The 14,701-nt window shown below is 47.9% G+C and carries 14 protein-coding genes; all 14 read left to right on the top strand.

The features are described 5' to 3' along the window. The 14 genes from APAR_RS04800 to APAR_RS04735 all read left to right on the top strand — a co-directional run bounded on the left by APAR_RS04800 (window position 1) and on the right by APAR_RS04735 (window position 14,691). Window positions 1-2,040, top strand: a complete 2,040-nt coding sequence (locus APAR_RS04800) for a dipeptide/oligopeptide/nickel ABC transporter permease/ATP-binding protein (RefSeq protein ID WP_012809019.1) — start codon at window positions 1-3, stop codon at window positions 2,038-2,040. Beyond that, window positions 2,041-2,862: an ABC transporter ATP-binding protein gene (locus APAR_RS04795; protein ID WP_012809018.1), complete on the top strand. Its 822-nt coding sequence runs from the start codon at window positions 2,041-2,043 to the stop codon at window positions 2,860-2,862. It begins immediately after the preceding gene. A 66-nt stretch (window positions 2,863-2,928) separates the two neighbouring features. Further along, window positions 2,929-3,969, top strand: coding sequence for an acetylxylan esterase (locus APAR_RS04790; RefSeq protein ID WP_012809017.1), 1,041 nt, complete (start codon window positions 2,929-2,931; stop codon window positions 3,967-3,969). Next, window positions 3,966-4,907, top strand: a complete 942-nt coding sequence (locus APAR_RS04785) for an acetylxylan esterase (protein WP_012809016.1) — start codon at window positions 3,966-3,968, stop codon at window positions 4,905-4,907. Before APAR_RS04790 ends, APAR_RS04785 begins: the two co-directional genes overlap by 4 nt. 126 nt (window positions 4,908-5,033) lie before the next feature. Beyond that, window positions 5,034-5,957 (top strand): dihydrodipicolinate synthase family protein, encoded by a 924-nt coding sequence (locus tag APAR_RS04780; RefSeq protein WP_012809015.1) that lies wholly within the window; start codon window positions 5,034-5,036, stop codon window positions 5,955-5,957. 15 nt (window positions 5,958-5,972) lie between these two features. Continuing rightward, window positions 5,973-6,962, top strand: a complete 990-nt coding sequence (locus tag APAR_RS04775; RefSeq protein WP_012809014.1) for an ROK family protein — start codon at window positions 5,973-5,975, stop codon at window positions 6,960-6,962. A 96-nt stretch (window positions 6,963-7,058) separates the two neighbouring features. Next, window positions 7,059-7,748, top strand: coding sequence for an N-acetylmannosamine-6-phosphate 2-epimerase (locus APAR_RS04770; protein ID WP_012809013.1), 690 nt, complete (start codon window positions 7,059-7,061; stop codon window positions 7,746-7,748). Between the two features lie 46 nt (window positions 7,749-7,794). Beyond that, complete coding sequence (rapZ, locus tag APAR_RS04765; protein ID WP_012809012.1) at window positions 7,795-8,712, top strand: RNase adapter RapZ; 918 nt, start codon at window positions 7,795-7,797, stop codon at window positions 8,710-8,712. Between the two features lie 13 nt (window positions 8,713-8,725). Then, window positions 8,726-9,694, top strand: coding sequence for a DNA-binding protein WhiA (gene whiA / locus APAR_RS04760; protein ID WP_012809011.1), 969 nt, complete (start codon window positions 8,726-8,728; stop codon window positions 9,692-9,694). Window positions 9,695-9,786: 92 nt separating this feature from the next. Then, window positions 9,787-10,812, top strand: a complete 1,026-nt coding sequence (gene gap / locus APAR_RS04755; RefSeq protein ID WP_012809010.1) for a type I glyceraldehyde-3-phosphate dehydrogenase — start codon at window positions 9,787-9,789, stop codon at window positions 10,810-10,812. Between the two features lie 86 nt (window positions 10,813-10,898). Continuing rightward, window positions 10,899-12,089, top strand: coding sequence for a phosphoglycerate kinase (locus APAR_RS04750; protein WP_012809009.1), 1,191 nt, complete (start codon window positions 10,899-10,901; stop codon window positions 12,087-12,089). Further along, window positions 12,082-12,849 (top strand): triose-phosphate isomerase, encoded by a 768-nt coding sequence (gene tpiA, locus APAR_RS04745; RefSeq protein ID WP_012809008.1) that lies wholly within the window; start codon window positions 12,082-12,084, stop codon window positions 12,847-12,849. Before APAR_RS04750 ends, tpiA begins: the two co-directional genes overlap by 8 nt. Before the next feature lie 173 nt (window positions 12,850-13,022). Beyond that, window positions 13,023-13,274 (top strand): preprotein translocase subunit SecG, encoded by a 252-nt coding sequence (gene secG / locus APAR_RS04740; protein ID WP_012809007.1) that lies wholly within the window; start codon window positions 13,023-13,025, stop codon window positions 13,272-13,274. A gap of 424 nt (window positions 13,275-13,698) precedes the next feature. Then, on the top strand, window positions 13,699-14,691 hold the full coding sequence (locus APAR_RS04735) for an ABC transporter permease (protein ID WP_012809006.1): 993 nt from the start codon (window positions 13,699-13,701) through the stop codon (window positions 14,689-14,691). The last annotated feature ends 10 nt before the right edge of the window (window positions 14,692-14,701 follow it).

Here is a 14,701-nt window from a genome sequence, read left to right as displayed (position 1 = left end):
ATGGTACAAATTAGAAAAAAACAAGTCGAGAAGCTCGAAGAAGCTGCAGCAAAGGGCTCAACCTTTGGTGGCTTTAAGAAGATGAAGACGGCTTCCAAGATTGCTCTTGTCATTCTTGTCTTTGTTGTTCTTGCTTCTGTCTTAGCAAACGTTATTGCTCCACATGACCCACTTGAGATTTTCAACGCTCGTCAGGCTCCAGGTAATGGATTCATTTTTGGTACTGACGATAAGGGCCGCGACATTCTTTCTCGTATGCTCCATGGTGGTCAATATTCACTGGTCATTGGTTTTGGTGCTACGGGTATGGCACTGCTATGTGGCTCAATTATTGGTGCAATTGCAGCTGTTTCCAGAAAAGCTGTTTCTGAGGTTATCATGCGTGTGCTCGACATCATCATGTCGTTCCCAGGCATTGCTCTTGCAGCAGTCTTTGTTTCTATTCTGGGTAACAGCGTTCCTTCAATCATTTTTGCCATTGGCTTTATGTATACGCCACAGATTGCACGTATTGTTCGCGCAAATATCGTCAGCGAGTACGGCGAAGATTACGTAAGAGCAACCATTGTTTCTGGTGCTCGTGCACCGTGGATTTTGTGGAAACATGTTCTTCGCAACTGCATTGCTCCAATCATGGTCTTTACCGTTACGCTTGTTGCAGACGCAATCATCTTTGAGGCATCTTTGACCTTCATTGGTGCAGGTATTGCAGAGCCAACTCCTACATGGGGTAACATCCTTGCTGATGCTCGTGCCGGCGTTCTTGCTGGTCGTTGGTGGCAGGCATTCTTCCCAGGCTTGGCCATTATGATGACCTGCTTGGCACTGAACATCCTCTCCGAGGGTCTTACTGACGCTATGGCAGCAGCGCCTGGCGCTCCTGTTGATACAGAGAACTCTGACTCCAGGCGCGCAGATGACATTCTTGCATCTGATCCAGTTCGTGCATATGCGGAGCAAGCAGAGTCGCTGGAGCGCAGGCTTAATGCACTCAAAGAGGTTGAGCTGTCCAGAACTGATAGGCGTAAGCCAGACTTTGATGTAAAGCCATTACTGAGCGTTAAGGATCTTTGCATTAGCTTTGAGTCTCACGGAGACGTTAAGGTTGTTGACCACGTAAGCTTTGATGTTCGCCCTGGTCAGTGCATGGCGCTGGTTGGCGAGTCTGGCTGCGGCAAGTCTATTACCACTAAGGTCATCATGGGTTTGACTGATCCAAAAGAGACCATTACTGGTGAGGTCCTCTACAAGGACCAAGACCTCCTGAAGCTTTCCAAAGAAGAGCACCGCAAGCTGCTTGGACATGAGCTTGCAATGGTGTACCAGGACGCTTTGTCTTCCCTGAACCCATCTATGCTTATCTCTTCTCAGATGAAGCAGCTTACCAGCAGGGGAGGTACACGTTCTGCAGAGGAGCTTCTGGAGCTTGTAGGTCTGGATCCAAAGCGTACGCTTGAGTCCTATCCTCATGAGCTTTCCGGTGGTCAGCGTCAGCGTGTTCTGATTGCTATGGCACTTACCCGCGATCCTTCGCTGGTTATCTGTGATGAGCCAACAACCGCTTTGGACGTTACTGTACAGAAGCAGGTTATCAAGCTCTTAAATGACCTCCAGCGTCGTCTTGGTTTTGCAATGATTTTTGTTAGTCATGACCTTGCACTTGTTGCAGAGGTTGCTTCTGAGATTACTGTTATGTATGCCGGTCAGGTTATTGAGCAGGCGGCTACTACTGAGCTTTTGACCAACCCTGTTCACGAGTACACCCGTGGTCTTCTCGGCTCTGTTCTTTCTATTGAGGAAGGCGCGCAGGACGGTACCAGGCTTCACCAGGTACCAGGTTCTGTTCCTTCTCCAGAAGACTTTCCAACAGGCGATAGGTTTGCTCCTCGTTCAAGCCATCCAGATCTGGGTCTTGAGGTACATCCTGTTATTAAGGAGATTCCTGGTAGACATCATCGTTTCTCCGAGCTGCCTGATGAGTATTTGAAGGAGCATGGTCTTGTGCCTTACCTTGAGCGTTCTCAAAAGGAGGTGAGGTAAATGGCTACAACAACTGAAGAACAGCCAATTATCTTCCTCGATGATATTTCAGTAACGTTTAAAACGCGTACGGGCTCAATCTTTAAGCCTAATAAGGTTCATGCAGTACAGAATGTTTCTCTCAAGCTTATGCCTGGTGAGACCATTGGTATTGTTGGTGAGTCTGGCTGCGGAAAGTCCACTACTGCAAATGTTATGTGTGGTCTTCAGTCACCAACATCCGGTCATGTTTACTTCAAGGGAATGGATGTAACCAAGCGTACTCCAGAGCTAAGAAAGCAGATTGGCCGCGTTGTCTCTGTTGTCTTCCAGGACCCAGCAACTGCTCTTAACCCTCGTATGATTGTTAAAGACCAGCTTATGGATCCACTGCTAGTGCATAAGGTAGGAACAGAGGCGGAGCGAGAAGCCCGTATTAATGAGCTTGTCAGCTTGGTAGGACTTCCACATTCGGCACTTCGCGCCCTCCCTGGTCAGCTTTCTGGTGGTCAGCGTCAGCGTGTTGCTATTGCACGTGCGCTTTCTTTGAACTCATCAGCAATCATTGCTGATGAGCCTACTTCTGCACTGGACGTTTCCGTTCGCGCACAGATCTTGAACCTGCTCACGGACCTCAAGTCTGAGCTGGGTCTCTCGATGATCTTTATTTCGCACGATATTCAGACTGTCCGTTATGTTTCCGACCGTATTATTGTTATGAATCACGGTCAGATTATGGAAGACGGACCTGCTAAGCAGGTCTTTGAGCATCCAACAGATCCTTACACCAAGACGCTTTTGGGTGCTGCACCATCTTTGCTTCATCCTAAACTGGGTGAGTAGTACGTACGTTTTTGTTTGACCAGAGCGCAGCTTAGGCTGCGCTCTTTTAGCTTGTTAGGTGGATCAATGCACCAAGAAACGCTTGAGCTGGCAGAATTGAAAGCAGCTCATGCTTTGACGCCGTATCCTTCGGATTTTGAGGCGTTTTGGAAGGCACGTATGGGGGAAGCGGATAACGCTTCTTTAAGCTGGCAGATTGTCCCTTCAACAGAGGTTACGTCATCTGCTTCAGCTCACTTTTTTGATCTGACGTTTGTGGGTATTGATGGAGCAGAGGTCTACGCAAAGTATCTGCGCCCAGAGACCACCTCAGGTGCAAAAACTCCTCTTGTTTTGCAGTTTCATGGCTATCCAGGGTCTTCTCGCAGTTGGTTTGAGCAGAGCTCATTTTTGGGCTTGGGCTGTTCGCTGATTGCGCTGGACAACCCTGGACAGGGTGGTCGTAGCTTGGACGGAAGCTCTTATAAGAGCACCACTGTCTCTGGTCACTTGGTGCTTGGACTAGACGGACCTGCAGAGGACCTTTACTACGTTCACTTGTATCAGAACATTCGCTTGCTCTGCAGGATTGTCCGTCAGCTTGAAGACATTGATACGAGCCGTATTTTTGTGAATGGAGCATCGCAGGGCGGCGGCATTGGTCTTGCAACCTGTGCACTCAACCAAGACCTTATCAATAGAGCATCAATTCTTTATCCTTTCCTCACTGATTTTAGGTGCGTTTGGGAGCTTAATGCTGATGAGGTAGCTTACGAGGGCATTCGTTATTATTCCCGCTGGTTTGATGCAGACGGTTCTCGCGTTGATGAGGTTTTTGCAAAGCTTGCCTACATTGATTCAGTTAATTTTGCGCGCCTGGTTACCTGCCCTGTGCTTTTTGGCACTGGACTTGATGATCCAGTTGTTCCACCAGAGGCTCAGTTTGCTGCTTATAATGCTCTTACCTGCCCAAAGAGACATCTTATTTACCCCGGATATGCACATGAAGAGATCGGCGATTTTGACGATAAAATCATCGATTTCTTCTGCTTAGAAAATGGCGTGCAAGCTCTTGAAAATTTGGACTCGTCATTTCCTGCTCAGGCAGAATGCGAGGTGAGGGCATGAAAGGTTTAACACAAAGACTTGAGGAAGCTCGTTCTTATCGCGGAGCATGGCTCAGACCATCAAACTTTGAATCATTCTGGAAGACGTCTGTAGCGTTTGCGCAAAACGCTCAGGTAGAGAGCATTACTGAACTACCATCTGCCACTCAGACTGCAACGTTTAAGCGTATTATGTTCACCTCAACTGACCAGACTCAACTGAGTGCCCGCGTCATTCTTCCAGTAGGCACATATGGAGCGGAGTCTTTGTCTGCAGCAGATCTACCTGCAGTCGTGCTCTTCTCCGATCTTGGTCGGGGAGTGCGTAGTTGGTTGCACCTTTTGCGCTTCACAGCACTTGGTTTGCCTGTTGTAGCTCTGGAGGCTCGTCCGTGCGAGCCTCAGCTTAAAGACGCCTGGAGGGGAGCGCTCTCAGCAGAGGAGCTTGCTCACGCGCTCATCAACCCAGGTGATGCTGCCGTCTCCACCCTTAAGCAGTTCATCGACGACGCGTTGGTAGCTGCCTCGGTTGCGTCGCGCTTCCTTGGTCGTACAACCGTCACCTGGGGAGAGGGTCTGGGCGGCTCACAGGCATTGTTTGCAGCTGCGCTTTTGCCCAAGGCAGTGAGTGCTACCATGGCACTGAACCCGCTCTTTGCTGACAACGCAACAACCTTGCGTGCGGTTGTCGGGTGCGGAGATACACCGCAGTCAGATGCAGCTATCGACGCGGTCGGTCTTCTCGATAGCGCGTGCGCAGCGGAGCTTATACGTGTACCAGCTTTAATTGGCACAGCTCTATTGGACCAAAGCGCTCCTACTGAAGGAACATTTGCGCTGTATAACCGCTTAGCAGGGGAGAAAGAAATGCGTGTGTATCCCAAGTTTGGTCACGAGCGCATCAATCAGTTTGAGAACGAGCAAATCAACTATTTACGTGAGGTTATATCGGCACTCTGATGTACTTGAGCGGACTATAATTACGTAGGTTCTTTGAATATTCAATTGACCAGTTATTCGGTCAGTTTGTTCAGTACATTGGTATAAGAATTTAGTTGGATTTTCCAACGTGTGAAAGGATAAAGTATGTCCAGTAACGTACCATTTAGCGGTGTTGTTCCACCAGTTGTAACCCCAGATACCCCAGACCATCAGCTTGATGTTGTGTCGTTTGAGCGCTCCATTAATCGTCTTATTGAGGCTGGCGTAGACGGCCTCTTCTTCCTTGGCTCTTCTGGCGAGGTTGTCTTTGCAACTGATGAGCGTCGTGATCAGATTGTTCGCGAGGCTGTCCGTATTGTTAACCACCGCGTTCCGGTCCTTGTGGGCATTATTGATACCGAAACCGAGCGTGTCTTAGAGCACGGTCGCCGCGCCCTTGCTCTGGGTGCCGATGCTCTTGTTGCAACCGCTCCTTTCTATGCACTTGGCGGTCCAGCTGATGTCGAGGAGCACTTCCGCATTCTTCACCAGGAGTTGGACGCACCTTTGTTTGCGTATGACATTCCTGTTTGCGTTCATACTAAGCTACCTTGGAAGATGCTCGCCCGTCTGGGTGCAGAAGGTGTTCTTGCAGGCGTTAAGGACTCTTCTGGCGATGATGTTTCCTTTAGATATCTTGTTCAGGAGAACGAGAAGAACGGTCATCCTTTGACTCTTTTGACTGGTCATGAGATTGTTGTCGACGGAGCTCTTCTTTCTGGTGCAGATGGCTCTGTTCCTGGTCTTGCTAATGTTGAGCCAAAGGGTTACGTTCGCATGTGGAAAGCGGCCCAAGATGGTAACTGGTCAGAGGTTAAGCGTGAGCAGGACCGGCTTAACGAGATTTCTCACATCTTTGATGTCACCACAGGTGTCCAGGGTTATGGCGCTGGCGTTGGTGCTTTTAAGTGCGCGCTTAATCTTATGGGTATTTTTGATTCTGACCAGATGCCTCGTCCTGTTAAGCCACTTGATGATCAGAACCGCGAGGCAATCAAGCAGGTTCTTGTTGCAAATAACCTTCTCTAAAAAATAGGAGACACCATGGACTCCAAGTTTGTTTTTCCAACACATGTTTGTGCAGTTGATATTGGTGGCACAAAAATTGCCTGTGGCATTGTCACTCTTAATGACTCCGATGCTCCGGTAGTTCAGTCCGTAAAGAAGGTTCCTACTAACGCAAAGGAGGGTGGCAAGCAGGTTCTTGCTACTGTTCTACAGGCAATTAGAGAAGCTCTTGCTCGCGCAGAAAAACTTGGCCTTGCTATTTCTGGTGTTGGCATTTCTTCTGCAGGTGTTGTTGACCCTCGTACTGGTGACATTACTTATGCAAATGAGCTTATGCCTGGTTGGGGTGGAACCGCTCTTGGCTCAGCAGTTACCAACGAGTTTGGTGTTCCATGTAGCGTGCTTAATGACGTTCACGCTCATGCTTTAGGTGAGGCTCGCCATGGAGCTGGCCATGGTAAAGACAGTGTTCTTACTGTGGCTGTTGGTACCGGTATTGGTGGCGCTTTTGTGAACCATGGCATCTTAATGCTAGGCGCTCACGATGAGGCAGGCCACATTGGTCACGTTGCAACTCCAGCAGCTGCAGGGGTTGACTGTCCTTGCGGTGGAACTTCTCATCTTGAGCCTGTTTCTGCAGGTCCTGGTATTATTCGCGAGTACGTCCGCCTTGGCGGCTCCGATACGCTTGAGGATGGTTCTGCTCTTGATGGTGCAGAGATTGATCGTAGAGCTCTTGCTGGCGAGAAGATCGCTCAGGCTGCAGAAGAGCGCTCGGGCCGTGCGCTTGGTGAAGTTTTGGGTAGTATGTGTAACATGCTTGACCCTTCTGTCATCATCCTATCTGGTTCCGTTGCGGAGTGTGGCAAGTATTGGCATGAGGCACTTGAGGCTGCATTTAAGCTGCAGGCAATGCCTCCTGTTCAGGCAACACCTATTGTGAAGGGCACACTTGGTGGAGAAGCCCCTCTTATTGGTGCCGCAGAAAATCTTGTTCTACCTGGCTATTTAGAGACACGTCTTTAGGTAAAAAGTGCATTAGTAAATAAACTGTTTGTAGATGACGCATACTGTAAAGATACATAGCTTTAAAAGTACGTACTTTCTTGTGAGGAGAATATCGTGGCACATTCAGAGCTTGTTGAGTCACTTAAAGGAAAACTCATTGTTAGCGTCCAGGCGTATCCTGGTGAGCCAATGAGACATCCAGAGACTATGGCTCAGATTGCTCGCGCGTGTGAGCTAGGTGGTGCTGCAGCTATTAGGTGCCAAGGTTTGTCTGATATCTCTGCCATTAAAGGTAGAGTTGAAATTCCTGTAATTGGCCTTTGGAAAGAGGGCCATGAAGGCGTTTACATTACTCCTACGCTTCGTCATGCTCGTGCTTGTATCCACGCAGGTGCAGACGTTGTTGCCTTGGATGCAACAGACCGTCCAAGGCCAGATGGTAGAACTTTTGAAGAGACCGTTGCGGCACTTCGTGCAGAGTCTGACGTTTTGATTATGGCTGACTGCATGACTATGGATGATATCCGTCGTGCTGTTGCTGCTGGTTGTGACTTAGTTTCAACTACACTCTCTCACAATAAGGCTGCTATTGATACTACGCTTGACGATGGTCCCGATATTGCCCTTCTCAAGGCAGCAACCACTGAATTCCCAGGTATTGCCATTATTTGTGAAGGTCATGTTCATACGCCGCAAGATGCAAGAGATGCCCTTGATGCAGGCGCTTGGGCGGTTGTATCAGGTACTGCAATTACGCATCCAACCTCAATTACTTCTTGGTTTGCTACGGCACTTGAGGATTAACGCTGAGAGCGGTAAGGTTTTCTCGCTACGTATTTAAGGAGTGCTTGTGAAGAAAAACGATCCTGCACCTTCAGTTATTCCTGACATTGTCATTATTACGGGTATGTCCGGATCGGGTCGCACACAGGCACTTCATGTGTTTGAAGACATGGGTTATTTCTGCATAGATAACCTGCCACCAGCTCTTATTTTGCAGCTTTCTAATCTTGTGGGTATTAATTCGGGCGTTGGCCGTCACTTGGCAGTTACCTGTGACTTGCGCTCGCAAGGTCTCTTTGATGACATCTCTGAAGCTCTGAAGTCACTTTCAGATCACGAGCTTACTTACAAGGTTGTCTATCTTGATTCCTCAGATGAAGTACTCATGCGTCGTTATAGCGAGAATCGCCGTCGTCATCCTTTGGCGCAGGAGGGAGAAAATCTCTCGTCTGCAATTTCTAGGGAGCGCGCACAACTTCAAGACATAAAAGCGCTGGCAGATATTGTTTTAGATACTTCTTCTATGCGCACTAATACATTGAAGAGTCGCCTTCGTCGTGCATTCTCTGAGCTTGCTGAGCAGCAGCTTATGGATGTTAGTGTGTTTTCATTTGGTTTCAAGAATGGTTTGCCTGTTGAGGCTGACCTTATGATTGATGTGAGATTTTTACCCAACCCTTATTATGATCCGGAGCTTCGACCACTTACTGGCCTTGATGAGCCAGTAGCTCAGTTTGTTCTTAAGCACGGTACTACTAAGAAATTTTTAAAATCTTGGTTTGAGCTGCTTGATATAGTTATGCCTGGTTATGTACAAGAGGGGAAGAGCTTGCTCTCCATTGCAGTAGGTTGCACGGGCGGCCAGCATAGAAGTGTTGCGATTGCGCGTGCTACCGCAGAGCACCTTACCAGCCAGGGATATCGCGTAACACTGTTTCATCGCGATCTTGATGCAGCTCAGAAGAAATCTCAGCAGGCTGAGTAGAAGTTAGTTAGCCATGTCATATACTGCCCTGGTAAAAAATGAGCTGGTCAGCGTACCAGAAAATCAGACGGAGTGTGAATTAGCGCAACTTTCTGCCCTTATTCGTGTCTCGGGCACGTTGTCAATGCACGGACCTGGTAAATTTGCCGTTCGCATTGTTACCGAGACTGGTACCGTTGCCCGTACAGTTATTAGTTCTTCTCGCCGTTTGTTTGATTTGGGTACTTCCGTTGAGTATCGTCGCTCTATCATGCATAAGAAACGCAACTATTTACTTGAGATTTCTGACCAGGATTCGCTAGCAGACGCCCTCTCTGCTCTTGGCATTTATATACCGGGAGAAGGTCTGGTGAGTGGCATTCCTAAGAGCGTTGTTCGCACCAAGCAAGCTCAGCGAGCCTTTTTGCGTGGAGCGTTTATGGCGGGCGGGTTTTTGGCTGATCCCTTAAAAGACTTTCACTTAGAGATTGCTGTTTCTGGCGAAAGATTTGCAACTGAGCTGGTAAAACTTATGGGATCGGTTGGCGTTAAAGCACGCCTCAATCATCGTAATCGTCATACTAATGCATTGATGCGTACCAGAGAAATTTATGCCGTCTACCTTAAGAGTTCTGACGACATAATTAAGTTTTTGCGAGAGATTGGTGCACCTACTATGGCACGCGCTATAGCTTTTACGCGTGTACAAAAGCATTATCGCAACAACGTAAACAGAGTTGTCAATGCAGAGATGGCAAATCAAACACGCTCTTCAAATGCAGCGGCAGATCAGTTAGTGCTTATAGAAAAGGCCGAGAAACTCATTGGACTCAGATCGTTGCCACCTGCCGTTAGAGATTTTTGTGTTGCAAGAAAAGACAACCCCGAGCTGTCATTATCAGCATTAGGGGAGTCGTTTGTACCACCAGTATCTAAGTCCGCTATGTATCACCGATTACTTCGTTTAGAAAAAATCGTTCAGGATTTAGAAAAAGATGCATAAGTTATCGGTGAGTGCGGTAAAATAATCGGTGTACGGTTTAAATGTTAATGAATCCGGAGAATGGCTCTGGGTCACCGAAAGGAGCATTACGTATGGCAGTAAAGGTTGCTATTAACGGTTTTGGCCGCATTGGTCGCCTTGCATTTAGGCAGATGTTTGGTCACGAGGGTTCTGAGATCGTTGCAATCAACGACCTTACTTCTCCAGAGATGCTTGCATATCTTCTGAAGTATGACTCTACTCAGGGCAACTACTCCCGCGATCACAAGGTAGAGGCAACTGACCACTCCATCATCGTTGACGGTCACGAGATTGTTATTTACAAGGAGGCAGACGCTAACAACCTGCCTTGGGGCGATCTCAACGTTGACGTTGTTCTTGAGTGCACCGGTTTCTACACTTCTAAGGACAAGGCACAGGCTCACATCAATGCTGGTGCTAAGAAGGTTGTTATTTCTGCTCCTGCAGGCAATGACCTTCCAACCATCGTCTTCAACGTTAACCATGAGACCCTCACTGCAGATGACAATATCATCTCCGCAGCTTCCTGCACCACCAACTGCCTTGCTCCTATGGCAAAGGGTCTCAACGACTTCGCAACTATCAAGTCCGGTATCATGACCACCATTCACGCATACACTGGTGACCAGATGATTCTTGACGGACCACAGCGCAAGGGTAACTTCCGTCGTTCCCGTGCTGGTGCAGAGAACATCGTTCCTAACTCCACTGGTGCTGCTAAGGCAATTGGTCTTGTTCTTCCTGAGCTCAACGGCAAGCTCATTGGCGCTGCTCAGCGCGTTCCTACGCCAACTGGCTCCCTCACCAACCTCTATGCTGTTGTTGACAAGAAGGTCACTGTTGACGAGGTTAACGCTGCAATGAAGGCTTATGCAGAGACCATTCCTGAGACCTTTGGTTACAACGAGGATGACATTGTTTCTCGCGATATCGTCGGCGAGACTCACGGCTCCATCTTCGACGCAACTCAGACCATGTGCTCTGACCTTGGCGATGGCACTACTCTTGTTCAGGTTACCTCTTGGTACGACAACGAGAACTCCTACACTTCTCAGATGGTCCGCACCATCAAGTACTTCGAGAAGTTCGTTGCTTAAGTTCTAGTTACATAGACGCCTTAGGCGCGGTCGCAGCATCTGCCGCGATCGCGCTTTTTTGTTGGAAACGTATTTAAAGGAGTGACATGGCTTTTACAAAGAAGACTGTCCGCGATGCAGATGTTGATGGTAAGCGCGTTCTCATGCGCGTTGACTTCAACGTGCCTCTAAAGGACGGTGTTGTTACTGATGACACCCGCGTTCGTGCTGCACTTCCAACCATCCAGTATCTTCTCGACCACAATGCAAAGGTCATCCTGATGAGCCACCTTGGCCGTCCAGATGGTACCGGCTTCCAGCCAGAGCTTTCCCTGCGTCCAGCTGCAGAGAAGCTTGCTGAGCTTCTTGGTCGCGAGGTTAAGTTTGTTGAGGACACCTATGGCGAGAAGGCCCGTGAGGCTGTAGACGCACTCAAGGACGGAGAAGTTCTTGTTCTTGAGAACGTCCGTTTTGATAAGCGCGAGAAGAAGAATGATCCAGAGATTGCAAAGATTCTTGCTTCTTATGGTGACATCTTTGTTCTTGATGCATTTGGTACCGCTCACCGTGCACAGGGTTCTGTCGTTGGACCAGCAGCTTACCTTCCTGCATATGCTGGCTTCCTGCTTGAGAAAGAGGTTGACACTCTTACCTCTATTTTCTCTAATCCAGAGCGCCCACTTGTAGCTATTGTTGGTGGCTCTAAGGTTTCTTCTAAGATTGGTGTTCTTGATCACCTTATTGATTCCGCTGATACCCTTATCATTGGTGGCGGTATGGCTTATACCTTCTTCCTAGCTAAGGGTTATACCGTAGGTACTTCTCTTCAGGAGCCTGACTGGATTGAGCGTGCAGGTGAGATGCTTAAGAAGGCAGAGGAGAAGGGCGTTAAGATTCTGCTTCCTGTTGACAACGTTGTTACCGATCACTTTGGCGAGGACGCTGTTGGTGAGGTAGTTCCTTCTGATCAGATTCCTGCTGATCGTATGGGTATGGACATTGGTCCTAAGACTGTTGAGCTTTACACTGAGGCAATCAAGGGCGCAAAGACCGTCTTCTGGAATGGTCCTATGGGCGTCTTTGAGTTTGATCAGTTTGCAAAAGGTACCGAGGCTATTGCTCGTGCTGTTGCAGATGCTAATTGCACTTCTATCATCGGCGGCGGCGATTCCGTTGCAGCAGTTAACAAGTTTCACCTTGCTGACAAGATGAGCTGGATTTCCACTGGCGGCGGCGCTTCTATGGAGCTTGTTGAGGGTAAGGCACTTCCAGGAGTGGAGGCGCTTCTCGATGCGTAATCGTATGATTGCAGGTAACTGGAAGATGAATGAGACCTTCGCTGAGGGCATTGAGCTTGCTCAGGGAATCGTCGATCAGCTTGCTTCCGGTACCGGAAACGTTGACGTTGTTGTTGCTCCACCTCTTGTAGACCTTAAGGGTGTCTCCGAGGTTCTTACTCAGGCAAACTCTTCTGTTGCTCTTTCTGCACAAAATGTGTATTGGGAGGAGTCTGGCGCATTTACTGGTGAAACCTCTCCAGCAATGCTGACTTCTGTTGGTGCAACATACTGCATCATTGGTCACTCTGAGCGTCGCGGTTACTTTGGTGAGACCGACGAGGACATTAACCGCAAGGCAAAGGCACTGATGGCTCATGACATCGTTCCTATTTCTTGCTGCGGTGAGTCTCTTGAGGTCCGTAATGCTGGCACTCACGTTCAGTTTGTTGTTGATCAGATTAAGGCAGACACCAAGGGTCTTGAGATTACCGATCCTTCCAAGTACGTAATTGCTTATGAGCCAATCTGGGCAATTGGTACTGGTATGACTGCAACTGCTGATGACGCACAGGAAGTTTGCGGCGCAATCCGTAAGACCCTGGTAGAGATCTTTGGCGCAGAAATTGCAGAGGGCATCCGTATTCTTTACGGTGGCTCTGCAAAGCCAGAGAACGTTGGTGGCTTCCTCGAGAAAGAGGACGTCGACGGCGCACTTGTTGGTGGCGCATCTCTTAAGGCTGATTCTTTTGTTGCAATGGTAAAGAGCGCTATGAACTAAGCTGGGCAAAACGCCTTACTATCGGTTAGGCGCTCAGCGCGTTTGTTAAGTTCTTGTTTGTTTTGCAAGTTGGCACACGCCATTCCCAAAGGGGAGTGGCGTGTGCTATTCTTTTCTGTTGTACGTGAAAATAACTAGGGCTGGATTTTCTCGCCAGCAAGAGGGGGAACCTCGTGGGCGTTCTGAATACAATTCTTTTAGTGCTGTTTATACTTTCTGGCATTTTGACGGTGTTGCTTGTTCTGGCACACTCCGGAAAGGGCACTGGCGTTTCTGACATGATTGCTGCATCTATGTATAACGCAAGTGCTGGTTCAGGCATTATGGAGAAGAATCTTGATCGTCTTACCATCATTACTACAACCATCTTCCTGGTTTGCGCTATTGTGATGGCTCTGACATTCCCTGTTGGCTCTATTGGTTAAGTAGCTATCTTCCTATTTGAAGCATCTGCCGAGAAACCCGGGTTTCTCGGCATTTTTTTCTATGTATCGTGCTGAGTCTGCCTAATTTTGCTAGTAGAACTGTTCGCAAATGGATTGATTATGGCAGATAGTAGATATCTTTTACTTCTTAACAGAATTTTCAATAACGTTTCTCATATGTAAACAAATTTGATTTAGACCTGCACGTTGAATTCAAACAGTCATTATATGTGGATACGTTTTACTGGGAGTGGTATGACTAAGCTTGCTTAATTAAGAGATATTTTTTTGGTTAAGCAACTTATCCATGGTAAAATTATATTTTGCTGTGTATTCACGGCATAACGTTATAGGAATGCTAGGTTGCCATACCGAGAAAACCTCGCTTATCAGGTGGATAAGTGCAAGGCGGTGAGGAGAGTCAATGGCACGGTTTGTTTGGTACGTTACAAAGAGGATTTTGAGCTACATTGTGATGATTTTTGTTGCAACTTCGCTCACATTCTTCCTTGCATCAGCGTTTATGAATCCACGCTCTAATTTGGAACAGCGTACTCCACGCCCTCCACAGGAGTCTATTGAGGCTAATTTGAATAGAGCAAATCTTAATGATAAGACTCCAGTTATTGAGCGTTATCAGATCTGGATTACCAACCTATTTACAAAGTTTGATCTTGGCATGACTCCAACAGGAGATAGTGTTAACCGTGAGATGAGCTCTAAGTTTATGGCTTCTATCGAGCTCATGACTCCAGCGACTATTTTGTCGGTTGTTATTGGCGTTAGCCTGGGCGTTTATACCGCTCAGCGCCAGTATCAGTGGCAAGACCGTTTCTTTAGCGGCGTTGCTTCTGTTTTATTGGTTATTCCAACCGTTGTTATGGCAATTTTGATTGTCTTTGCAGCAATCGAGATTAATGCACGTGCCGGTTCTCGTATTTTCTACGTCACTGATCTTTCCAGTGGAGATACTGGAAATTTCTTCACGTGGCTCATTGACTTCCTCCAGCATATTATTCTTCCAACCATTGTTCTTACTATCGTAAGTTCCGTCGGTTACCACCTGTCTCAGCGTACGTACCTGCTTGACGAGATGCACGCAGACTACGTTCGTACTGCTCGCGCAAAGGGACTTACTCGCAAGAAGGCAATTCGCAAACACGCCCTTCGTGTCTCTTTGATTCCAACTGCTGTTTCAGTTGCGTTCTCACTTGCAGGTATCTTTACTGGTGCTGTTATGACCGAGAAGGTCTTTGCAATTCACGGTCTTGGTGAGTACTTTATTAACTGTATTAACAACAACAATATTCATGGTGCAGTTGCAGTTGCAGCTTTCTCTGGTGCAATGACTCTTGTTGGTGCTCTTTTGGCTGATCTCTTTGCTGCTGCTCTTGATCCACGAATTAAGATGAGCTAAGGAGGCGGAT

The sequence above is a fragment of the Lancefieldella parvula DSM 20469 genome (assembly GCF_000024225.1).
Classification (GTDB): Bacteria; Actinomycetota; Coriobacteriia; order Coriobacteriales; family Atopobiaceae; genus Lancefieldella; species Lancefieldella parvula.
This window is presented reverse-complemented; position numbering and strand designations above follow the sequence as displayed.

Bases quoted from the DNA above. Each gene is read 5' to 3' on its own strand.
- APAR_RS04800 (WP_012809019.1), top strand. From the start codon at position 1: ATGGTACAAATTAGAAAAAAACAAGTCGAGAAGCTCGAAGAAGCTGCA.
- APAR_RS04795 (WP_012809018.1), top strand. From the start codon at position 2,041: ATGGCTACAACAACTGAAGAACAGCCAATTATCTTCCTCGATGATATT.
- APAR_RS04790 (WP_012809017.1), top strand. From the start codon at position 2,929: ATGCACCAAGAAACGCTTGAGCTGGCAGAATTGAAAGCAGCTCATGCT.
- APAR_RS04785 (WP_012809016.1), top strand. From the start codon at position 3,966: ATGAAAGGTTTAACACAAAGACTTGAGGAAGCTCGTTCTTATCGCGGA.
- APAR_RS04780 (WP_012809015.1), top strand. From the start codon at position 5,034: ATGTCCAGTAACGTACCATTTAGCGGTGTTGTTCCACCAGTTGTAACC.
- APAR_RS04775 (WP_012809014.1), top strand. From the start codon at position 5,973: ATGGACTCCAAGTTTGTTTTTCCAACACATGTTTGTGCAGTTGATATT.
- whiA (WP_012809011.1), top strand. From the start codon at position 8,726: ATGTCATATACTGCCCTGGTAAAAAATGAGCTGGTCAGCGTACCAGAA.
- gap (WP_012809010.1), top strand. From the start codon at position 9,787: ATGGCAGTAAAGGTTGCTATTAACGGTTTTGGCCGCATTGGTCGCCTT.
- APAR_RS04750 (WP_012809009.1), top strand. From the start codon at position 10,899: ATGGCTTTTACAAAGAAGACTGTCCGCGATGCAGATGTTGATGGTAAG.
- tpiA (WP_012809008.1), top strand. From the start codon at position 12,082: ATGCGTAATCGTATGATTGCAGGTAACTGGAAGATGAATGAGACCTTC.
- APAR_RS04735 (WP_012809006.1), top strand. From the start codon at position 13,699: ATGGCACGGTTTGTTTGGTACGTTACAAAGAGGATTTTGAGCTACATT.